Source organism: Pseudomonas sp. RC10-4-2 (assembly GCF_050433085.1).
GTDB lineage: Bacteria > Pseudomonadota > Gammaproteobacteria > Pseudomonadales > Pseudomonadaceae > Pseudomonas > Pseudomonas aeruginosa.
Genome location: NZ_JBNPXX010000001.1, coordinates 1,496,910 through 1,516,987 on the forward strand (window position 1 = coordinate 1,496,910; position 20,078 = coordinate 1,516,987).

A 20,078-nucleotide genomic window follows, 5' to 3' on the forward strand; every position below is an offset into this window, starting at 1 on the left:
CGGCTCGCCTGTTTCAGTCAGAACCTCGCGACCCCGAAGCTGTTGCCCTTCAGCGGCCGCGCCTCGGCTTCCGCGCAGATATCCAGCAGGTAGCCGAGCAGCCTGCGGCTGTCGCGCGGGTCGACCAGGCCGTCGTCCCACAGGCTGGCGGTGCCGTAGAGCGCGGTGGACTGGCTGTCGAGCTTCTGCGCGGTGACGGTTTCCAGCATCTCGAGCATCTTCGGATCGGCTTCCTTGCCTTCCTTGGCGTGTTTCTCCTCGGTGACGATGCGCAGCACCTTGCCGGCCTGGGCACCGCCCATCACCGCGGTGCGACTGTTCGGCCAGGCGAAGATGAAGCGCGGGTCGAGGCCGCGTCCGCACATCGCGTAGTTGCCGGCGCCGTAGGAGCCGCCGACCACCAGGGTCAGCTTGGGCACGCGGGCGTTGGCCACCGCCTGGATCATCTTCGAGCCGTGCTTGATCACGCCCTGGCGCTCCGACTCGGTGCCGACCATGAAGCCGGTGGTGTTGTGCAGGAACAGCAGCGGCGTGTTGCTCTGTTCGCAGAGCTGGATGAACTGCGCCGCCTTGGCCGCGCCCTGCGGGGTGATCGGTCCGTTGTTGCCGATCAGGCCGCAGGCGTGGCCCTCGATGCGCAGGTGGCCGCAGACGGTCTGGCCGTCGAACTCGTTCTTGAAGTCGAGGAACTCGGAGCCGTCGGCGATGCGCGCGACGATCTCGCGGACGTCGTAGGGCTTCTTCGGGTCGGCCGGAACCACCCCGAGCAGCTCCTCCACCGGGTACAGCGGTTCACGCCAGGAACGCGCCGGGCGCGCCGGCAGTTGTGCGTTCCACGGCAACATGCCGACGATCTCGCGGGCCAGGCGCACGCCGTCGGCGTCGTTTTCCGCCAGGTATTCCGCGGTGCCGGCGACCTGCGCGTGCAGTTCGGCTCCGCCGAGCTCCTCGTCGCTGGCGATCTCGCCGGTGGCGGCCTTGAGCAACGGCGGCCCGGCGAGGAACATCTTGGCCTTGCCGCGCACCACCACCACGTAGTCCGACAGCCCCGGCTGGTAGGCACCGCCGGCGGTGCTGGAACCATGCACCACGGTGACCTGGGGAATGCCCATGGCGGAGATCCGCGCCTGGTTGGCGAAGCCGCGCGCACCTTCGACGAAGATCTCCGCCGCGTAGTTGAGGTTGGCGCCACCGCTTTCGGTGAGGGTCACCACCGGCAGCTTGTTCTCCATGGCGATCTGCTGCAGGCGCAGGGTCTTCTTCAGCCCGGTCGGGGAGATGGTGCCGCCCTTGATCGCGCTGTTGCTGGCACTGACCAGGCAGCGCACCCCGGCGATGTAGCCGATCCCGGCGATGATCCCGCCGCCGGCCTGGGTGCCGTCCTTGTCGTCGTGCAGCTTGTAGCCGGCCAGCGAGGACAGTTCGAGGAACGGCGCGCCCGGGTCGAGCAGCAGCGCCAGGCGTTCGCGCGGCAGCAGCTGGCCGCGTTTCTCGAACTTCGGCCTGGCCTCGGCGGCCTTGTCCAGGACCTTCTGCTCCAACTCGCGGAAGCCGGCCACGGCGGCGAGCATGGCCTCGCGGTTGCGGGCGAAGTCCTCGCCGTTGACGTCGAGTTCCGACTGGATCGCGGGCATGTCAGTCCTCCTGGTCCTTCAGTACGTCGGGCAGGTAGGCGCGGTGGAAGCCGTTGTACGCGCGGCTCTGTCCCGGCTTGCCCTTGAATAGCGGGAAGGCGCGGCTGCCCTGGCTGGCGGCGCCGTCGATGCGGATCGTGTTGCCGCTGACGAAGGCGGCGCCGGGGGAGAGCAGGAAGACGATGGCGGCGGCGACTTCCGACTCGCTGCCGATGCGCTTGAGCGGCACGTGCTCGCGCAGGGTCGGGATCACCGCCTTGAACGCGCCTTCGTAGGTATCCATGCCGCTGGACGCGATCCAGCCCGGCGCCACCGCGTTGACCCGCACGCCGGCATGGCCCCACTCGACGGCGGCGGTCCTGGTGAAATTCTCCATGCCCGAGCGTGCGGCGCCGGAGTGACCCATGCCGGGCATGCCGCCCCACATGTCGGCGAGCATGTTGACGATGCTGCCGCCGGTCTTGCTCATCGACTGGTTGAACACTTCGCGGGCGACCTGGAAGCCGCCGACCAGGTTGGTGCGGAGCACGGTCTCGAAGCCCTTCTGGCTGATCGAGGCGAGGGGCGAGGGATACTGGCCGCCGGCGTTGTTGACGAGGTGATGGATGGTTCCGCGTTCGGCCAGGATATTCGCCACCAGCGTCTTCACCGCTTCCTCCTCGCGGATGTCGCAGGCGTGCCAGCTGACGCTGCCGCCGTCCTCGACGATCTCGCCGGCGGTCTTCTCCAGCTTTTCCGCCTTGCGTCCGACCAGCACCACGTGGGCGCCGAGGGCCGCCAGCTCGTGGGCGGTGCAGCGGCCGATGCCGCTGCCGCCGCCGGTGACGATGATGGTCTGGCCGTCGAACAGGCCAGGTCGGAAGATCGAGTCGTAGCTCATTGTTCTGGTGACTCCGATGAATCCTGTAGAGGGTCAGCGGAACGCCGCATTCGCCGTTCCTGGTTGTGGTTATCTGCCTTGCGTTTCCAGCGCGTCGGCGAGCGCCTGCGGCACCGCCACCGGGAACTCCAGCAACTGCTGGGCAAAGGCCTTGCCCTGCGGGTCGATGCGCAGGCTGGCGACGCCGCCGCCGCCGAGGGCGTTCTCCAGCAGGAAGTTCAGGCTGTGGCTGCCCGGCAGGTACCAGCGGCCGACCCGGCCGGTCTGCGGGTCGAGCACATGCTGCATCCAGTCCACCACCGCGCCTTCCTCCAGCGCCTCGGCGATCCACGGCAGGTACTCCGGGCGCCGCGCCATGACCCCGATGTTGCTGTGGTTGCCTTTGTCGCCGGAGCGCGCCACCGCTAGCTTCACCAGCGGCACGCTGGCGCTGGCGGGCTGCTCCGGGCGTGGCGGCTGGCGCGCCTCGGCCAATCGTGCCGGGTCGAAGGCTTCGAGGACCGGCAGTTCCAGCGGATGGCGCTGGCCGTCGATCTCTACGCTCAACGCGCATTGCGCCTTGTCGATCAGGAAAGAGAACAGGCGGATCACCGGATACACCGTCGGCCGGCCGCCGACGATGCCGGTCAGGCCGGGCGCCATCCCGGTGGCGGCCTGGGCGATCTCGCGGGAGAACAGCACCAGGGCTTCCTTGCGCGGATGCCGGACGGCCAGCTTGACCACCACTTCGCGGCTGTCCTGCCGTCGCCCGTGGGGACCATAGGTGGCTTCGCTGCCGAGCAGTTCGACATTGACCTCGCGGTAGGGCTCCCAGCCGCGCTCGGCGAAGATTTCCTCGGTCCTGGCGATGATCGCCTGGCTGACCCGCTCGGCCTTCTTCAGCGCATCGATGCCGGCGATCAGGCAACTGGCGGTGCAGCGGAAACCGTCCGGATAGGTGGCGCTGACCTTGTACCGGTCGGTGGGCGGCAGGCCGCGCGCGCCTTCCACCGCGACCCGGTCGGGTCCGACCTGGCGCAGGCGCACCTCGGTGAAGTCGCAGACCACGTCGGGCAGCAGGTAGGCGCGTGGGTCGCCGATCTCGTAGAGCATCTGTTCGCCGACGCTCAGTTCGCTGACCAGGCCACCGGTGCCGGGCGCCTTGGTCACCACGAAGCGCCCGTCGGCCTCGACCTCGACGATGGGGAAACCGATGTGCTCGTAGTCCGGCACCTGCTCCCAGTCGGTGAAATTGCCGCCTGTGCATTGCGCGCCGCATTCGACGATGTGCCCGGCGAGGGCGGCCTGGGCCAGTCGGTCGTAGTCGTCCCAGGCCCAGCCGAACTCGTGCACCAGGGCGGCGCTGACCACCGCGCTGTCGACCACCCGGCCGGTGATCACGATATCCGCGCCCAGGCGCAGGGCCTCGACGATGCCCGGCGCGCCGAGGTAGGCGTTGAGCGAGACGCACATCGGTGGGAAAGGCGCGTCGCTGAACATCTCGCGGATGCCGGCCTTGGCCAGTTCGGCCTGGCGCGCTTGCAGGTTGTCGCCATGGAGCACGGCGATCTTCAGCTGCACCCCGGCCTTCTCGCAGGCCGCGGCGAGGGCGGCGGCACAGGCCTGCGGATTGATCCCGCCAGCGTTGCTGATGACGCGGATCTTCTTCTCGGCGATCTCGCCCAGCAGTGGTGCGAGGACCTCGACGAAGTCGGTGGCGTAGCCGGCGTCCGGCTGTTTCAGGCGGGCGCCGGCCATGATCGACATGGTGATCTCGGCCAGGTAGTCGAACACCAGGTAGTCCAGCGGCGCGCCGCGCACCAACTGGGCGGCCGCGGTGCAGGTGTCGCCCCAGAAGGCCGAGGCGCAGCCGATGCGTACGGTCTTTTGCATTGTTCTTGACCCGTGACGGCGGAAGTGTGGGGCGACATTACCAAGCAAGCGCTTGGTTGAGAAGGGGGCAGAAACAAATCCGTTCTCGGCTGTTACCCAAGCGCTTGCTCGGTCGTCTTCGCAGGCATACATTTCATGAATGCCGACAAGCACTTGCGGGGCAATCCCGAGGCCGGTCGGCAAATACGGAGCGGCCGGGCGCGCGGATGAGCGGCACCGAGCCGCCGACGATCCGGAAAAGGGGTACTCAGCGTTGGACGATCAGAAAGCCCGGGAAGTGATGCTGGAGCTGGTGGCTACCGGACAGCTCACCGATCCGGAAAGCGCCCGCGGCAAGCTGCTGCAGACCGCCGCCCACCTGTTCCGCAGCAAAGGCTACGAACGCACCACGGTGCGCGACCTGGCCAGCGCGGTGGGCATCCAGTCGGGCAGCATCTTCCATCACTTCAAGAGCAAGGACGAGATCCTGCGCTCGGTGATGGAAGAGACCATCCTCTACAACACCGCCCTGATGCGCGCCGCCCTGGCCGACGCCGAGGACCTGCGCGAGCGGGTGCTGGGACTGATCCGCTGCGAGCTGCAATCGATCATGGGCGGTACCGGCGAGGCGATGGCGGTGCTGGTCTACGAGTGGCGCTCGCTGTCCGCCGAAGGCCAGGCGTACATCCTCGGCCTGCGCGACATCTACGAGCAGATGTGGCTGGACGTGCTGGGGGAGGCGCGGCTGGCCGGCTACTGCCAGGGCGATCCGTTCATCCTGCGGCGCTTCCTCACCGGCGCGCTGTCCTGGACCACCACCTGGTTCCGTCCGGAAGGACCGATGAGTCTCGACCAGCTCGCCGAGGAGGCCCTGGCGCTGGTGATCAAGGACGCCTGATCACTCGGAGATCAGGCGGAACGGGTAGCTCAGCAGGAGGAAGTGCAGGGTGTTGATCGAGGCGTGCAGCAGCACCGCCAGCGACAGCCGCCCGCTGAAGTGCAGGACCATGCCGTAGCCCAGCCCGGCGATCCCGGCCAGTAGCGCATACACCGGGTTCACCAGCAGGTGCAGCGCGGCGTAGGCGAGGGTCGCGACGATGATTCCCGGCCAGGCGCCGAACCAGCGGATCAACTGGCTTTGCAGCAGGCCGCGGAAGAAAGCCTCCTCGGCCAGCGAGACCACCCCGACGTTCAGTACCAGCCACCACCAGAAGGCATCCGGCCACTTCGGCTGCCAGCTCGCGGCATTGGTCATGATCGACAGCAGCGGCACCACGAAGAAGGTCAGGCAGAAGGCCAGCGCGGTGATATCCAGCGACACCAGCGGCTGCTTCGGCCGGCGTAGCCACCAGGCGAGCAGGGTAAGGGCGACCAGGGCCTTGTCCCAGGGCAGCCAGATCATCTGGATCGGCGGGCTGGCGCTGGCAAGGTCCCAGGGGAACAGGCGCAGGGGAATGAAGCCGGGCAGGTAGTGGATGGCGATCAGGGCGCTGGCGGCGAGGCTCACCGGCCACCAGAGCAGGGTCGGCAGCCAGCGCTCGGCGTAGGTCACCCAGATGATGTAGAGCAGGACGATGACCGCCGTCAGCAGCGCGATGTGCCCGGTGAAGAAGCCCCCGAGCAGGAACAGAATGGGTAGAAGCGGTATCAGACGCCCGAGCATGCAGCCTCCCGTTTAAAGGAGGGATTCTAAAGGCATTTCGACCCGCGGATGGGAAAAGCGCAAGGAACGAACCTTCTGCCAGAGGGAAACACACGGGGAACGAACCCCAGGTTGCGCAGGAAAAACCACGCGCGGCCCGCATGACTCCGCCCCGCGAGCCTTCGCCTCGCCGGTTTTTCGCCCGCCGGGGTTTTCCTACGAGACCTAGTGACCCGCCGGCAGGCCAATAGGTTCAGCGGTCCTTCGCCTCCTGCGCGTCCAGCTCGGCGTTGCGTTCATGGATGCGTTTGAGCTGTTCCTCGCTCAACGGCAGCTTCTTCGCCGAGTCGCGTAGCAGCAGGAGTCCGCCGACGATGGAGCCCAGGGCGAGGACGATGATCAACCAGGCGTACCAGGGCATGTTGTTCTCCCTCATCGATATGAATGTTCACCATACGCCGGGTTTGCCTTTCTGTCAGACAACGCTCCGGCGCGAGGCCCTGTGGTTGAGACTCCCGGCGGCGCTCGGAAGTTGCGGGCGGAGAAAGCGCTGAGCCTGGCCGGCGTGATGCCTGTCACATGTTGGCAATCTGACATTGCTTAACTGGCGGGTATCCCTTCATTGCCCCGTCCGGGCCTGCCAGCGAGAGGTTGCCGATGTCTCCGAGCGCGTTGTCCCGTCTGTTGCGCCCGGTGGAACCCCTGACTCCGGCGATGAGCATCAGCGACGTCGCCGACCGCCTGCTGATGCCGGAGCACCGTGCCTTCCTCTCGCTGCCGGTGGTCGACGACGAGCGCCGGGTCCTCGGCCTGGTCAGCCGCTACACCCTCCAGGACATCTTCATGCAGCGTTTCGGCCGCGACCTCTGGGGCCGCCATCCGGTGCGCGACGTCATGAACCGGGCGCCCCTCAGCGTCTCCCTCGGCGCCAGCCTGGAGGAGGCGGCGCAGCAAGTCACCGGTCGCCTGCAGTATCCGATCACCGAGGACTTCGCCCTGGTCGACGAAGAGGGCCGCTACCGTGGCCTGGGCACCGTGCTCGACCTGCTGAAGGCCATGGAGGCGCGCATCGCCCAGCGCAACCGGGTGCTGCGCAAGGCGCTGGTGGACCTCAAGGAGTCCCAGGCGCAACTGGTGCAGTCGGAAAAGATGGCTTCGCTCGGGCAGATGGTGGCCGGGGTCGCACACGAGCTGAACACGCCGCTCGGCTACGTCGGCAACAACCTGGCGCTGCTGGAGGAGCTGAGCGATCCCTTGTTGCGCCTGGCCGATGCCCAGGCGGCGCTGGTCGACTGCCTGGGCGACCCGCAGTGCGACGAAGCGCGCCTGGCGCAGGCGCTGCAGGCGGCCGACGCGGTGCGCCGCGAAGCCGCCGTCGAACAGTTGCGCGAGGACCTGCGGCAATTGTTCGTCGATACCCGCTACGGCCTCGGCCAGATCGGCGAGCTGGTTTCCGGGCTCAAGGACTTCGCCCGCCTGGACCGCGCCTTCAGCGAGGAGGTCGACCTCAACGACTGCGTGCGCAACGCCGTGCTGATCGCCCGCACCGCCATCAAGGACAAGGCCGAGATCAGCAGCCAGCTCGGCGAGCTGCCGCTTATCGCCTGCGCGCCGTCGCAGATCAACCAGGTGCTGCTGAACCTGCTGACCAACGCCGCGCAGGCCATGGAGCGTTTCGGTCGCATCCTGCTGAAGAGCTGGGCCGACGAGCGCCAGGTGTTCCTCTCCGTGCAGGACAACGGCAAGGGCATGCCCGCCGAGGTCCTCGGCCGGATCTTCGACCCGTTCTTCACCACCAAGCCGGTGGGGCAGGGCACCGGGCTCGGCCTGTCGATCAGCTACAAGATCATCCAGCAACATGGCGGGACCATCCGCGTGGCCTCCGAACCGGGCCGCGGAACCCGCTTCCTCATCAGCCTGCCGCGAGAGCAGGCCCGCGAACTGAAACGGAGCGCCTGACATGAGCCCATCTCCCGTCCGCATTCTCTTCGTCGATGACGAGGAGCGCATCCTGCGCAGCCTGGCCATGCAGTTCCGCCGCCATTACGAGGTGTTCACCGAGAGCGACCCGCGGCGCGCCCTGGAGCGCCTGAAGACGGAACGGATACAGGTGCTGGTCAGCGACCAGCGCATGCCGCAGATGAGCGGCGCCGAGCTGCTGGCGCAGGCTCGCGAGCGCTATCCGGAGACCCTGCGGATTCTCCTCACCGGCTATTCCGACCTCGATGCCGCCGTCGACGCGCTCAACGATGGCGGCATCTTCCGCTACCTGACCAAGCCCTGGAATCCCCAGGAAATGGCCTTCACCCTGCGCCAGGCGGCGGAGATCGCCAGCCGCCAGGGCCTGCCGGCGCCGCCCGCGGCCACGCTGGCGGCGCCGCTGAGCGTGCTGCTGCTCGACGACGACCCGGAAACCCTGGACTGCGTCGGGGCCTTCTGCCATGCCGGCGGGCATCGCCTGCTGCGCGCGCGCAACCTGGCCGAGGCGCTGGTGTGGCTGAACACCGAACCGGTGGAGGTGCTGGTCAGCGACCTGAAGCTGGCCGGGGAGCATACCGCGCCGCTGCTGAAATCCCTGGCCCAGGCCCATCCGCGCCTGCTCAGCCTGGTGGTCACGCCGTTCCGCGACACCCAGGCCCTGCTCGAACTGATCAACCAGGCGCAGATATTCCGCTACCTGCCCAAGCCGATCCGCAGGGGATTGTTCGAGAAAGGCCTGAAGGCGGCCGCCGAGCAGGCCTTGCTGTGGCGCGGGCGAAGCCTGCCGGAGGTCGACCGGCTGGCCGAGGTGCCGCGCGACGAGCGCGAGAAGGAACGGGTCGGCAGCCTGCTCGGCATGCTCGGCCGCCTGCGCGAGCGGCTGACGGCCTGAACGCCGGCCTAGCCGGCGTCGCAACCGGCGGCCTTGGCCTGGCGGCTTTCCACCAGGCGTGCGCGGAGGACGTCGTAGCTCCAGTTGAAGGCCATGGTGTAGGGCAGGAAGAACAGGATCAGGCCCATGTCGAGGAGGAACGCCTCGACCAGTCCGATTGACAGCCACCAGGCGGCCAGCGGTACCAGCACCACGATCAGGCCCAGCTCGAAGAGCATCGCATGCAGCACCCGGACCTGCAGGGTGCGCTGGAAGCCCATGCGCCGCTGGGCGCGGTCGAAGAGGCTGTTGAAGAGCATGTTCCAGAGCATCGCCACGGTGGAGAACATCAGCGTCAGCGCACCCATGTGCGCCAGTGGCTTGTTCATCACCAGCGACAGCACCGGCGCGGTGAGGAGGACGGCCAGGCCCTCGAAGGCCAGGGCGTGGAAGATCCGCTCCTTGAGAGTCTTGTCGAGGGCGGTGTGGGTGTGGGTCATGGCGAACGCTCCCGGTTCGTCGTTGAAGTCGGGCTGTATTGTCATCGGTCTTTGGGATAGGGTTAAGTTGGATACCATCGGAAAAACCGATATGCATTTGTCGCCCGAATCCCTCGAGGCCTTCGTCCAGGCCGTTTCCCTCGGCTCCTTCAGCGCCGCCGCGCGCAAGCTGGGCAAGAGCCAGTCGACCGTCAGCGAGGCCATTGCCCGGCTGGAGATCGACCTCGGCCTGGAACTCTTCGATCGCAGTGGCCGCCAGCCGCAACTGACCGAGGCCGGGCGCACCCTGCTGGGACGGGTCGAGGAGGTCCTCGGCGCATCCGACCGCCTGCGCCGGGTCGCCGCGCTGCTCGCCGGCGGCTCGGAGCCACGGGTGACCCTGGCGCTATCCGACACCTACCATTCGGCGCGCTACGAGGCGCGCCTGGCCGAACTGGACGAGCGTTACCCTGAGCTGGAGTTCGAATGCCTGATCGCCGAGGACCAGGACGTGATCGCCCAGGTCAGCCGCGGCCGCGCCACCCTCGGCCTGCTCGCCGCGCAGCCGCACTACCCGCCGGAGCTGGGCGTGGCGGCGGTCGCCGAGCGTGCCGAGTTCGGCCTGTTCGCCGCCGTCGACCATCCGCTGGCGGGCCTGGAGCGGGTCAGCGAGCGCGACCTTTCCGAATGGCGTCTGCTGCGCCTGAACACCTATAGCGAGACCGGCGCGGCGATCAACGACGGCCTGCCGTCCAGCGGCGGGCGCTGCTGGTCGGCGCCCAACTACCTGTTGCTGCTGGAAATGGCCACCCACGGCTTCGGTTGGGCCGAGCTGCCGCGCTGGCTGGTCAGCGGCTACGCCAACGGACGGCTGAAGGAGTTGCCGGTGTCCGGCTGGCCGCGCAGCCAGGCGGTGGACGTGGTCTGGTCGCGGCAGCGGCCGTTGGGACCGGCGGCCAACTGGTTGCTGGACCGCTTGCTGGATCGCGACCTGCCTATCTAGGGAGGGCCGGCTGAGCCCCGGTTCAGCCGGCGAAGCCGCCAGCGGCGAGGAAGGCGAGTTCCTCGGCGCTGGACGGGCGACCGAGGATCGGATTGCGATGGGGAAAGCGCCCGAAGCGGCGGATGATCTCGCGATGCTCACGAGCGTGGGCGAGGAAGGGCTGGCCGAGTCCGTGGTTCAGCGCTACCGAGCGATCCTGGTCGGCAAGGTTCTCGGCATGGGCGAACGGCAGGTAGAAGAACAGCCGCAGCGCGTCCCCGACCTGGCGGTCGAGGCCTTGTCCCAGAGCCCGCTCCGCCCAGCGCCGCGCTTGGGCGTCGCTGGCGTACATGCGCGGGGTTCCACGGAAGGCGTTGCGCGGGTACTGGTCGAGCAGCAACAGCAGGCCGAGATGGTCCTCGGCTTCATCGGCAGCCGGGCGCAGCGCGTCGGCGCAGGCAAGCTCGTAGAGGTGGGCGAAGCGCTCGCGGAAGCGCCGGTCGAAATCGGCGTTCCTGGCGAACCAGAGGGTAGGGCCGGCATCGCGCCAGAAACCGACCACTTCCGGCAGCGGGGACGCGCTGGGAGGAAGCAAAAGCGCTGCATGGGGCATCTGCGGATCCAGGAAGTAGAGTAGGGACTCCAGGCTATTGGTCCGGGTTCTTTGGATAAACGTAGGTGGCATGGATAGACTGTCCAGCCATCCCGAATAGAGAGAAGGGGCCTGCCCATGGATCGTCTGGACAGCATGCGCGTGTTCCTGCGCGTTGCCGAAACCGGCAGCTTCACCAAGGCCGCGGACCTGCTGGACATGCCGCGGGCGACGGTCTCGGCGGCGGTCCAGCAGCTCGAAGCGCAACTCGGCAGCCGGCTGCTGCATCGCACCACCCGGCAGGTCCAGCTGACCCACGACGGCAGCGTGGTGCTGGAGCGTTGCCGCCACCTGCTGGAAGACATGGAGGAGCTGGAGAGCCTGTTCCACGACGGCAGCCGCGCCAGCGGCCGGCTCAAGGTCGACGTGCCGAGCCGGGTGGCGCGACTGCTGATCGCCCCGGCGCTGCCGGAATTCTTCCGCCAGCATCCGGACATCGAACTGGAACTGGGCTCCAGCGACCGTTCGGTGGACCTGGTGCAGGAGGGCGTCGACTGCGTCCTGCGGGTCGGCCAGTTGGGCAACAGCAGCCTGGTGGCGCGACGCCTCGGCGAGATGCAACTGATCAATTGCGCCAGTCCCGCCTACCTGGAAGAGCATGGCGAGCCACGGACGCCAGCCGACCTCGACCGGCACTGGGCGGTCAACTATGCCTCGCCCAGCAGCGGCCGGGTGTTGCCCTGGGAGTACCGCGAGGATGGGCGCACCCTGACCCGCGCGTTGCGCAGCCGGGTCACGGTGAACAACGCGGAAAGCTACATCGCCTGCTGCCTGTCCGGACTGGGCCTGATCCAGATCCCTGCCTACGACGTGCGCGAGCACCTCCAACGCGGCGAGCTGCGCGAGGTGCTGCCGCAGTGGCGGGCCGAAGCGATGCCGGCGTACGCCCTGTATCCGCACCGGCGGCATCTGTCGCGGCGGGTCAGGGCATTCGTCGACTGGCTGGAGCAACTGCTCCGCGCCCGCCTCTAGTCCACGACGTTCATCTCCCCGGCGCGTTCCGGGCTACGGCAAACGGCCGGATTCTGCGACAATGCGCGCCGTTTTCGATTCGCCGCGAGAGAGCCCATGTCCGCCTGCCAGTCCCCCATCATCGTCGCCCTGGATTTCCCCACCCGTGAGGCCGCCCTGGCGCTGGCCGATCAGCTGGACCCGAAACTGTGCCGGGTGAAGGTCGGCAAGGAACTCTTCACCAGTTGTGCCGCGGGTATAGTCGAGACCTTGCGTGGCAAGGGCTTCGAGGTGTTCCTCGACCTGAAATTCCACGACATCCCGAACACCACGGCGATGGCGGTGAAGGCCGCCGCCGAGATGGGCGTGTGGATGGTCAACGTGCACTGCTCCGGCGGCCTGCGCATGATGGCCGCCTGCCGCGAGACGCTGGAGGCCTTCAGCGGGCCCAGGCCGTTGCTCATCGGCGTGACCGTGCTGACCAGCATGGAGCGCGAGGACCTGGCGGGCATCGGCCTCGACATCGAGCCCCAGGAGCAGGTGTTGCGCCTCGCCGCCCTGGCGCAGAAGGCCGGCATGGACGGCCTGGTCTGCTCGGCCCAGGAAGCGCCGGCGCTGAAGGCTGCCCATCCGGGCCTGCAACTGGTCACGCCGGGCATCCGCCCGGCCGGCAGCGCCCAGGACGACCAGCGGCGCATCCTCACCCCGCGCCAGGCCCTGGACGCCGGCTCCGACTACCTGGTGATCGGCCGGCCGATCAGCCAGGCCGCCGACCCGGCCAAGGCGCTGGCGGCGATCGTCGCCGAACTGGGCTGAGGCGGCTTCCCCCACGCCTGCCGTCGGCGACCGTCGCGCGCCGTGTCGAGCCGGACTGGCGCAGGCATCATCCGCGCCTGTCCCTCCCCAGCGTCTAGGCTTGTAGCGGGCACTCCGGCAAGTACCGGTGGCAACGGTTTCACAGTTTCGTGAGGAAAAATTGCAAGTGCCTTGCCGGCTGGCCCCAGGCCAGTAGGATCGCTGTTTTCCCCGGAAACGCGAGGTCGGGATGCTGAACACCCTGGAAGCCTGCCTGAAGGCGGTCGATGAGATTCTCCTGGGCAAGGACCGCCAGGTGCGCCTGGCCCTGGCCTGCCTGCTGGCCCGTGGGCACCTGTTGATCGAAGACCTGCCGGGGATGGGCAAGACCACCCTCAGCCATGCCCTGGCGCGGGTGCTCGGGCTCAGTTTCCAGCGCATCCAGTTCACCTCGGACCTGCTGCCGGGCGATATCCTCGGTACCTCGGTGTTCGACAAGGACAGCGGGCAATTCGTCTTCCATCCCGGGCCGATCTTCGCCGAACTGGTGCTTGCCGACGAGATCAACCGCGCCACGCCGAAAAGCCAGAGCGCCTTGCTCGAGGCGATGGAAGAAGGCCAGGTGACCATCGAGGGCGCCACCCGGCCCTTGCCGGAACCGTTCTTCGTCATCGCCACGCAGAACCCGGCCAGCCAGGGTGGCACCTTCTCCCTGCCGGAATCGCAGCTGGATCGCTTCCTGATGCGCCTGTCGCTGGGTTACCCCGGGCGCGCGGCGGAACGCTCGCTGTTGCTCGGCGAAGCCCGGCGCGATCTGCTGCCGCGCCTGGAACCCTTGCTCGACCACGCGGCGCTGGCCGCTTTCCAGGCCGAAGTGCCGAAGGTCCGCGCCAGCGATGCGCTGGTGGACTACGTGCTGCGCCTGGTCGAAGCGACCCGCACGCAGCCGGCCTTCGCCCTCGGCCTGTCGCCGCGCGGTAGCCTGGCGTTGCTCGCCGCGGCGCGTGCCTGGGCGCTGCTGGCGGGACGCGACTATGTGATTCCGGAAGACGTCCAGGCGGTGTTGCCGGCGGTCGCCGGGCATCGCCTGCGCGACCAGGCGGACCCCACCGGGCAAGGTGGCGGCGCGCTGGTGCAATGGCTGCTGCGCGAAGTCCCGGCGCTCTGATGCGCCTGCGCAACTGGCCGCGCTGGCAGCGCTGGCTGAACCGACGGATACCGCCGGCGAGCAGCGTCGAGCTGAACCAGCGCCGCGTATTCATCCTGCCGACCCGCCAGGGCGGCGCTTTCGGCCTGGCGCTGCTGGTGATGCTGCTGGCGGCGATCAACTACCAGAACAGCCTGGCCTACGGGTTGACCTTCCTGCTGCTGTCCCTGGGCGTGGTGACCATCCTCCATACCTATCGCAACCTTGCCGGCCTGCGCCTCACCGCGTTGGGAGCGGACCCGGTGTTCGCCGGCGAGCGCGCCGGTTTCCGGGTGCGCCTGGAAAGCCCGCGGCGGGCGCGCCAGGCCATCGCCGTCGGCTGGCCGGAGCGGCCGCTGGAATACGCCGACCTGGCAGGCGACGCGGCTGCCGAGGTGCTGCTGTTCCACCCGACCGAGCGACGCGGCTGGCTGCGGCCGGGGCGCCTGCGGGTGGAGAGTCGCTTTCCCCTCGGCCTGCTGGTGGCCTGGAGCTGGGTCGACCTGCGCCAGCAGGCGCTGGTCTACCCTCGGCCGCAGGCCGGCGAGCCGTTCCTCGCGCCGGGCGCGGAGGATGCCGAGGACCAGGGGCGCGCGCTGGCGAGCGCGGGCGTCGACGACTACCAGGGACTGCGCGCCTACCAGCCGGGCGACTCGCGGCGGCGCCTGCACTGGAAGGCGTTTTCCCGTGGCCAGGGGCTGCTGGTGAAGGACTTCGCCGCGCTCGGTGGGGAAGACTTGTGGCTGGAATTCGAGCGCCTCGGCGGGGATCTCGAAAGTCGCCTGGGCCGCTTGTGCCATGCAGTCCTGGAACTCTCCGCGCGGCAGCAGCCCTATGGCCTGGCGCTGCCCGGCACACGCCTGCAACCGGCCAGCGGCGAGGCCCAGCGCGAGGCCTGCCTGCGTGCGCTAGCGTTGTTCGGAGCGGCGCGATGAACGCGATTCCGCGGGTCGCGCTGGTCTGGCTGCTGGTGGCGCAGGTACTGGTGATCCTGCCGCACCTGGCCTACATGCCGCTGTGGATCGCGGCCATGTGGCTCGGTTGCGCGGCCTGGCGGGTGCAGATCTTCCGCATGCGTGCCGGCTATCCGCGCGCCTGGGTCAAGCTGGCCCTGGCGCTGCTCGCCGGGGCCGGGGTCTGGTTGTCGCGCGGCAGCCTGGTGGGCCTGGACGCGGGGGCGGTGCTGCTGATCGCCGCGTTCATCCTCAAGCTGGTGGAAATGAAGACCCGCCGCGATGCGCTGGTACTGGTGTTCCTCGGTTTCTTCGCAGTGGTGGTGGGCTACCTGTTCGACGACGGTTTCCTCGCCGCGCTGTACAGCCTGCTGCCGGTGACCGCGTTGCTGGCGGCGCTGATCGGCTTGCAGCAGAGCGCTTTCGCCAGCCGGCCCTGGCCGACCCTGCGGCTGGCCGGCGGGCTGTTGCTGCAGGCGCTGCCGCTGATGCTCCTGCTGTTCCTGTTCTTCCCCCGCCTGGGGCCGCTGTGGTCGTTGCCGATGCCCGGCAACAAGGGGGTCACCGGACTCTCGGAGAGCATGGCGCCAGGGGATATCGCCGAGCTTGGGCGCTCCGCCGAACTGGCGTTCCGGGTCCGCTTCGAGGGCGCACCGCCGCCGCGCGAGCAGCTCTACTGGCGCGCCTTGACCATGGAGCGTTTCGACGGACGACGTTGGGCTCAGGCGCCGCAATGGCCGGGCGAGGATGCTCTGCACTGGCAGAAGCGTGGCCCCGAGCTGCGCTACGACGTGATCATGCAGCCCAGTTCGCAGCCCTGGCTGTTCGCCCTCGACGTGGCGCAGACCGACCAGACCGACACGCGCCTGATGAGCGATTTCCACCTGCAGCGGCGGCAGCCGGTCGAGCAACGTCTGTTCTACCGAGTCAGTTCCTGGCCACAGGCGCTGCGCGAGTCCAGCATCGATCCGCGCACGCGCTGGCGCAACCTGCAGTTGCCGATGCACGGCAATCCGCGCGCGCGAGCGCTGGCCGACGAGTTGCGCCAGGCCCATGCGCAACCGCAGGCGCTGGTCGCGGCCCTGTTGCAGCGCTTCAACCACGAGCCCTTCGCCTACACCCTGAAACCGCCAGCGACCGGCGCCGACGGGGTGGACGATTTCCTGTTCGACACGCGCAGCGGCTTCTGCGCGCATTACGCCGGGGCGATGGCTTTCGTCCTGCGCGCCGCGGGCATTCCTGCGCGAGTGGTGGCCGGTTACCAGGGCGGCGAGCTGAATCCGGCGGGCAACTACCTGCTGGTGCATCAGTTCGACGCCCACGCCTGGGTCGAGTATTGGCAGCCGGAGCAGGGCTGGCTGAGCGTCGACCCGACCTACCAGGTGGCGCCCGAACGGATCGAACAGGGGCTGGAGCAGGCCCTGGCCGGGGACAGCGAGTACCTCGCCGACGCGCCGCTGTCGCCGTTGCGCTACCGTGGCCTGCCCTGGCTCAACGACATGCGTCTGGCCTGGGACAGCCTGAACTACGGCTGGCAACGCTGGGTCCTGGCCTACCAGGGTGAGCAGCAGGGCGCCTTCCTGCAGCGCTGGTTCGGCGGGCTCGATCCGACCCGACTGGGCCTGTTGCTCGGTGCCGCGGCGATATTGTCGGTCGGTCTGCTCGCGCTGTTCCTGCTCAAGCCCTGGCAAGGCCGTGACGATCTGCGCAGCCGCCAACTGCGCCGCTTCGAACGCCTGCTGGAGATGCATGGCCTGCGCCGTTCCCCCGGCGAAGGGCTACGCTCCTACGGCGAGCGCGCCGCCCGCGTCCTGCCGGCGCAGGCGCCAGCCATCGCGGCCTTCGTCGGCGCGTTCGAAGCGCAACGCTATGGACACGGCGGTGCCGATGATCCAGGGTTGCGTCTGCGCGCATTGCGCCGGGCGCTGCCCTGGCGCCTGGTGCGCACGCCCACGCGGGATGGCCGGGGAGAGGAGCAGGCATGACGGGGTTCATCGATGAACTGCTGGCCGAGGTGATCGGCCAGCAGGTGGCGTTGATGTCGGCGGTCGCCCGCCTGGAGGCGCGCACGGATGGCGAGGCACTGCACGACCTGCGCATCGCCCTGCGCCGTCTGCGCAGCCTGCTGCGGCCGATCCGCGGAGTCCCCGGCGTCGAGGAGCTGGAGCATGCCGCCGCCGAGGTCGGGCGGCTCAGCGGGCCGATCCGCGACCTGGAGGTGCTGCTGCCGGCGCTCGCCGCCGAAGGGCTGCGGGATGCGCTGGCGGTGCGCCGGCCGGTGCTGGAGTCCGGCTACGTGGCGGTTCTCGCCAGCCAGCCGCTGCACCGCCTGCAGCTTTGCCTGGACGTCTGGCCGGCCCTGTTGCGTACGGCCCAGCGGCATGCCGTGCTGGATGGCCTGCACGGCCGGGTGCGCAAGCGCCTGCGCCGGCAATGGAAGACCCTGCGCGCCGAGCTGGCGGACACCACCTACGAGCACTGGCACCCGCTACGGCTACGGATCAAGCGCGTGCGCTACGGGCTGGAGGCCTATCCGCACGATTGCAGCATTCCCGGCTCGCTGCTGGCGCCGCTCAAGGCGGCCCAGTCGGCGCTGGGCGATTGGCACGACCTCGAACAGTGGCTGTTGCGATGCCAGCGCGAGCCGGACCTGGCGCCCGTGCGCGAGGTCTGGACGGCACGCTTCGAACTGGCCCGGGAGCGTGCCGGACGGGCCCTGTCGACATTGCAGCAGGCGCTTGCCGAGCACTGAGGCCGCCGGTATTCCGATCGGCTTTTTCCCAAGGATCGCCTCGCCTAAGATGGGCCCTCGAATCCCCTCGCGAGGCACACATGAATTTTTCCGAATTGATCCAGGCGGTCCGCCGCGACCCTTCCTCGGTGGTAGTACCGGCCAGTTGGGGCCAGGGCCGCGCCACCTTCGGTGGCCTGGTGGTGGCGTTGGCCTACGAGGCCATGCTTGCGGTGGTCGAGGCGGGGCGTCCGTTGCGCTCCATCGGCGTCAGCTTCGTCGGACCGCTGGCCCCCGAGCAGCCGGCGAGCTTCAGCGCCCGGTTGTTGCGCGAGGGCAAGGCGGTGAGCCAGGTACAGGTCGAGGTCCGTCAGGGCGAGCAGGTGGTGACGCTGGTCCAGGCCAGTTTCGGCGTCGCCCGCGCGTCGGCGGTGGCGGTGGAAGCGTTGCCGGCGGCCGGGATGAAGGGCCCCGAAGAGAGCCAGGAGCTGCCCTATATCCGTAACGTGACCCCGGAGTTCACTCGCTACATCGCCATGCGCTGGGCAGTGGGCGGCCTGCCGTTCTCTTCGAACAAGTCGCGCCAGATGGGCGGCTGGATGCGTTTCCGCGACGAACCCGAGGGAGAGCCCATGGAGGTTTCCCACCTGCTGGCGCTGCTCGACTCCTGGCCGCCGGCGCTGTTGCCGCACCTGGGCACCCCGGCGATGGCCAGCTCGCTGACCTGGACCGCCGAGTTCCTCCAGCCGCTGCCGCAGCAGGGCAGCGGCGACTGGTGCCGTTACCTGGCGGAGATCGAGGAGGCGCGCGACGGCTACGGCCACGTGGCGGCGCGGATGTGGAGCGCCGACGGCCAGTTGCTGGCGATCAGCCGGCAGATGGTCACGGTGTTCGGCTGAGGCGCATGTCAGGCGGGCGCGTACTCGGTGCGGTTGCGCCCGCCGCTCTTGGCCTGGTAGAGCGCGCTGTCGGCGCGCACCAGCAGGCTTTCCAGGTCGTCCCCGGCGTCCCTGCGCAGGGCGACGCCGATGCTCACGGTCATCCGCAGCGGTTCGCCGTCGGGATTGTTCACCCGTAGCGCCTCGACGCCGGCGCGCAGCCGTTCGGCGACGTCCAGCGCCTGGTCCAGGCTGACCTCTGGAAGCAGCGCGGCGAATTCCTCGCCGCCCAGGCGACCGAGCAGGTCCACCTCGCGCAGGCCCTGGCGCAGGGTCTCGGCGACACGTTGCAGGGCGCGGTCGCCGGTCAGGTGGCCGTGGCTGTCGTTGATGTTCTTGAAGTGGTCGATGTCCAGCATCAGCGCCACGCAGGGGTGGCGGAAGCGTTCGGCGGCCTTGAGCATGAGTTCCGCCTGGTGCAGGAACGAGTGGCGGTTGTGCAGGCCGGTCAGGGTATCGGTGCTGGCCAGCAGGCGCAGTTCCTGCTCCATGGCCTTGCGCCGGCTGATGTCGTAGCACCAGATCAGGGTCGCCGGCTCGCCGTCGATTTCCAGGTGGCGCGCGCAGATCACCGCCCAGCAAGGCGTTTCCCCGCATAGCTGGGCTTCCCAGCCATCCACCTGGCCGCGCGCCTCCAGGGCGTTCTGCAGGCGGCTGTATTCGCTGGTGCTGGCGAACAGCCGGGGCAGGTTGAAGTCGTCCTGGGCCTGGCAACCCAGGCGCTTGAGCAGGCGTGGGCTGACGTAATGGATGCTGGCGCCGCAGGCGCTGAGCAGGACCACGTCGCTCGGGCTGGCCTCGAGGATGAAATGCAGCAGCGCCTTGCCTTCGCTGAGCTGGCGGGTGCGCTCGCCGACGCGTTTCTCCAGGGTGGCGTTAAGCTCGATCAGATGCCCGGCCAGTTGCTGTGCGCGTTTGAAGTCGGTGACCAGGCGCAGCACCAGCAGGGCACCGCCGGCACCGATCCCGAGCAGGGCCCAGAACAACGCGTAGAACGCCCGGTGCAGGCGCTTGCGGTCGACGTCCAACTGGTTGGTCAGGGCGATGTTGCTGGCGACGACGATCTGGTGGGTCGGTTCGAGCAAGGGCGGAACCTGCTGGACGATCTCCGCGGCCAGGCGGCGCGCGGCGACGGGATCGCCCCAGGGGGCCTGGTTCGACCAGCGATCGCTGAGCTCGATCAGGCGTTGCAGGGTGGCCTGTACCTCCGGACGCGGTTCGGCGAGATGCCTGAACAACGACTGGCGGCGCAGCGGCGCGATCAGGCTGGCGAGGACTTCGAGACGGATCGCCAGGTCGTCGGCTTGGCCTTCGCCGCTCTCGGTATGCCGCGCGGCGTCCAGCGTGCGATCCAGTTCGGCGCGCAGCGAGTAGGTCTGCCACAGCTCGTTGTGCAGGTTCGGCTGGGCCAGTTGCTGGGCCTGGCGCACCGCCAGCCACAGCGCAGCCCCGGCGATCAGCGCCATGAGCAGCACCAGGCCGAGCAACAGCCCCATGATCTGGCGTTGCCGGCGCAGCTTTGTCGGATCGAGCAGCGGCACAGTCATGTCCGT

Annotated in this window: 19 protein-coding genes; 11 read left to right on the forward strand and 8 right to left on the reverse strand. The window is 68.7% G+C overall.

What is annotated here, in order from left to right:
* Positions 1-17: 17 nt before the first annotated feature.
* The 3 genes from atuC to FHW81_RS07030 form a co-directional block, all read right to left on the reverse strand.
* On the reverse strand, positions 18-1,634 hold the full coding sequence (gene atuC, locus FHW81_RS07020; protein ID WP_003114738.1) for a geranyl-CoA carboxylase subunit beta: 1,617 nt from the start codon (positions 1,632-1,634) through the stop codon (positions 18-20).
* A gap of 1 nt (position 1,635) precedes the next feature.
* The gene (locus tag FHW81_RS07025; RefSeq protein WP_060774208.1) at positions 1,636-2,514 is read right to left on the reverse strand and encodes an SDR family oxidoreductase; all 879 of its coding nucleotides are present in this window, start codon (positions 2,512-2,514) and stop codon (positions 1,636-1,638) included.
* Positions 2,515-2,583: 69 nt separating this feature from the next.
* Positions 2,584-4,386, reverse strand: a complete 1,803-nt coding sequence (locus tag FHW81_RS07030) for an acyclic terpene utilization AtuA family protein (protein WP_003130781.1) — start codon at positions 4,384-4,386, stop codon at positions 2,584-2,586.
* A 253-nt stretch (positions 4,387-4,639) separates the two neighbouring features.
* On the opposite strand from FHW81_RS07030, the gene atuR reads away from it, so the two are divergent.
* The gene (gene atuR, locus FHW81_RS07035; RefSeq protein WP_003117641.1) at positions 4,640-5,263 is read left to right on the forward strand and encodes an atu genes transcriptional repressor AtuR; all 624 of its coding nucleotides are present in this window, start codon (positions 4,640-4,642) and stop codon (positions 5,261-5,263) included.
* On the opposite strand, the gene FHW81_RS07040 is transcribed toward atuR, so the two are convergent.
* Together FHW81_RS07040 and FHW81_RS07045 are read right to left on the reverse strand one after the other, a co-directional pair.
* Entirely contained in the window at positions 5,264-6,028 is a 765-nt protein-coding gene (locus FHW81_RS07040) for a CPBP family intramembrane glutamic endopeptidase (protein ID WP_003090986.1), read from the reverse strand.
* Between the two features lie 232 nt (positions 6,029-6,260).
* Positions 6,261-6,428, reverse strand: coding sequence for a DUF2897 family protein (locus FHW81_RS07045; RefSeq protein ID WP_003090984.1), 168 nt, complete (start codon positions 6,426-6,428; stop codon positions 6,261-6,263).
* A 236-nt stretch (positions 6,429-6,664) separates the two neighbouring features.
* Between FHW81_RS07045 and FHW81_RS07050 the strand changes: the two genes are divergently transcribed.
* Together FHW81_RS07050 and FHW81_RS07055 are read left to right on the forward strand one after the other, a co-directional pair.
* Positions 6,665-7,966, forward strand: coding sequence for a sensor histidine kinase (locus FHW81_RS07050; protein WP_003160587.1), 1,302 nt, complete (start codon positions 6,665-6,667; stop codon positions 7,964-7,966).
* 1 nt (position 7,967) lies between these two features.
* On the forward strand, positions 7,968-8,879 hold the full coding sequence (locus FHW81_RS07055) for a response regulator (protein ID WP_003122517.1): 912 nt from the start codon (positions 7,968-7,970) through the stop codon (positions 8,877-8,879).
* 8 nt (positions 8,880-8,887) lie between these two features.
* On the opposite strand, the gene FHW81_RS07060 is transcribed toward FHW81_RS07055, so the two are convergent.
* Complete coding sequence (locus FHW81_RS07060) at positions 8,888-9,358, reverse strand: multidrug/biocide efflux PACE transporter (RefSeq protein WP_003101714.1); 471 nt, start codon at positions 9,356-9,358, stop codon at positions 8,888-8,890.
* A 91-nt stretch (positions 9,359-9,449) separates the two neighbouring features.
* Here FHW81_RS07060 and FHW81_RS07065 point away from each other — a divergent pair, with 91 nt between their 5' ends.
* Positions 9,450-10,340, forward strand: a complete 891-nt coding sequence (locus FHW81_RS07065; protein WP_003090978.1) for a LysR family transcriptional regulator — start codon at positions 9,450-9,452, stop codon at positions 10,338-10,340.
* A gap of 22 nt (positions 10,341-10,362) precedes the next feature.
* Here FHW81_RS07065 and FHW81_RS07070 read toward each other — a convergent pair whose 3' ends face one another.
* Complete coding sequence (locus FHW81_RS07070; RefSeq protein WP_003122518.1) at positions 10,363-11,004, reverse strand: DUF924 family protein; 642 nt, start codon at positions 11,002-11,004, stop codon at positions 10,363-10,365.
* Positions 11,005-11,049: 45 nt separating this feature from the next.
* Here FHW81_RS07070 and FHW81_RS07075 point away from each other — a divergent pair, with 45 nt between their 5' ends.
* The 7 genes from FHW81_RS07075 to FHW81_RS07105 all read left to right on the forward strand — a co-directional run bounded on the left by FHW81_RS07075 (position 11,050) and on the right by FHW81_RS07105 (position 18,486).
* The gene (locus FHW81_RS07075) at positions 11,050-11,943 is read left to right on the forward strand and encodes a LysR family transcriptional regulator (protein WP_003101696.1); all 894 of its coding nucleotides are present in this window, start codon (positions 11,050-11,052) and stop codon (positions 11,941-11,943) included.
* Between the two features lie 96 nt (positions 11,944-12,039).
* Positions 12,040-12,738 (forward strand): orotidine-5'-phosphate decarboxylase, encoded by a 699-nt coding sequence (pyrF, locus tag FHW81_RS07080; protein ID WP_003090975.1) that lies wholly within the window; start codon positions 12,040-12,042, stop codon positions 12,736-12,738.
* A gap of 229 nt (positions 12,739-12,967) precedes the next feature.
* Positions 12,968-13,885: an AAA family ATPase gene (locus FHW81_RS07085; protein WP_106120630.1), complete on the forward strand. Its 918-nt coding sequence runs from the start codon at positions 12,968-12,970 to the stop codon at positions 13,883-13,885.
* Complete coding sequence (locus tag FHW81_RS07090) at positions 13,885-14,838, forward strand: DUF58 domain-containing protein (protein ID WP_003122519.1); 954 nt, start codon at positions 13,885-13,887, stop codon at positions 14,836-14,838. Before FHW81_RS07085 ends, FHW81_RS07090 begins: the two co-directional genes overlap by 1 nt.
* Positions 14,835-16,841, forward strand: a complete 2,007-nt coding sequence (gene tgpA, locus FHW81_RS07095) for a protein-glutamine gamma-glutamyltransferase TgpA (RefSeq protein ID WP_043086523.1) — start codon at positions 14,835-14,837, stop codon at positions 16,839-16,841. Before FHW81_RS07090 ends, tgpA begins: the two co-directional genes overlap by 4 nt.
* A complete protein-coding gene (locus FHW81_RS07100; RefSeq protein ID WP_003117634.1) occupies positions 16,838-17,608 on the forward strand; it encodes a CHAD domain-containing protein in 771 nt (256 codons plus the stop codon). The genes tgpA and FHW81_RS07100 overlap by 4 nt, the downstream gene beginning before the upstream one ends.
* Positions 17,609-17,688: 80 nt before the next feature.
* Entirely contained in the window at positions 17,689-18,486 is a 798-nt protein-coding gene (locus tag FHW81_RS07105; RefSeq protein ID WP_003090970.1) for an acyl-CoA thioesterase, read from the forward strand.
* Between the two features lie 8 nt (positions 18,487-18,494).
* On the opposite strand, the gene FHW81_RS07110 is transcribed toward FHW81_RS07105, so the two are convergent.
* Positions 18,495-20,072, reverse strand: a complete 1,578-nt coding sequence (locus FHW81_RS07110) for a GGDEF domain-containing protein (RefSeq protein ID WP_003119859.1) — start codon at positions 20,070-20,072, stop codon at positions 18,495-18,497.
* Positions 20,073-20,078: the final 6 nt, after the last annotated feature.

Coding starts and splice junctions, on each gene's coding strand:
- FHW81_RS07105 (WP_003090970.1), top strand. CDS start 17,689: ATGAATTTTTCCGAATTGATCCAGGCGGTCCGCCGCGACCCTTCCTCG.
- FHW81_RS07070 (WP_003122518.1), bottom strand. CDS start 11,004: ATGCCACCTACGTTTATCCAAAGAACCCGGACCAATAGCCTGGAGTCC.
- FHW81_RS07085 (WP_106120630.1), top strand. CDS start 12,968: ATGCTGAACACCCTGGAAGCCTGCCTGAAGGCGGTCGATGAGATTCTC.
- FHW81_RS07050 (WP_003160587.1), top strand. CDS start 6,665: ATGTCTCCGAGCGCGTTGTCCCGTCTGTTGCGCCCGGTGGAACCCCTG.
- FHW81_RS07055 (WP_003122517.1), top strand. CDS start 7,968: ATGAGCCCATCTCCCGTCCGCATTCTCTTCGTCGATGACGAGGAGCGC.
- FHW81_RS07060 (WP_003101714.1), bottom strand. CDS start 9,358: ATGACCCACACCCACACCGCCCTCGACAAGACTCTCAAGGAGCGGATC.
- pyrF (WP_003090975.1), top strand. CDS start 12,040: ATGTCCGCCTGCCAGTCCCCCATCATCGTCGCCCTGGATTTCCCCACC.
- FHW81_RS07025 (WP_060774208.1), bottom strand. CDS start 2,514: ATGAGCTACGACTCGATCTTCCGACCTGGCCTGTTCGACGGCCAGACC.
- FHW81_RS07045 (WP_003090984.1), bottom strand. CDS start 6,428: ATGCCCTGGTACGCCTGGTTGATCATCGTCCTCGCCCTGGGCTCCATC.
- FHW81_RS07040 (WP_003090986.1), bottom strand. CDS start 6,028: ATGCTCGGGCGTCTGATACCGCTTCTACCCATTCTGTTCCTGCTCGGG.
- atuC (WP_003114738.1), bottom strand. CDS start 1,634: ATGCCCGCGATCCAGTCGGAACTCGACGTCAACGGCGAGGACTTCGCC.
- FHW81_RS07065 (WP_003090978.1), top strand. CDS start 9,450: ATGCATTTGTCGCCCGAATCCCTCGAGGCCTTCGTCCAGGCCGTTTCC.
- FHW81_RS07100 (WP_003117634.1), top strand. CDS start 16,838: ATGACGGGGTTCATCGATGAACTGCTGGCCGAGGTGATCGGCCAGCAG.
- tgpA (WP_043086523.1), top strand. CDS start 14,835: ATGAACGCGATTCCGCGGGTCGCGCTGGTCTGGCTGCTGGTGGCGCAG.
- FHW81_RS07090 (WP_003122519.1), top strand. CDS start 13,885: ATGCGCCTGCGCAACTGGCCGCGCTGGCAGCGCTGGCTGAACCGACGG.
- FHW81_RS07030 (WP_003130781.1), bottom strand. CDS start 4,386: ATGCAAAAGACCGTACGCATCGGCTGCGCCTCGGCCTTCTGGGGCGAC.
- FHW81_RS07075 (WP_003101696.1), top strand. CDS start 11,050: ATGGATCGTCTGGACAGCATGCGCGTGTTCCTGCGCGTTGCCGAAACC.
- FHW81_RS07110 (WP_003119859.1), bottom strand. CDS start 20,072: ATGACTGTGCCGCTGCTCGATCCGACAAAGCTGCGCCGGCAACGCCAG.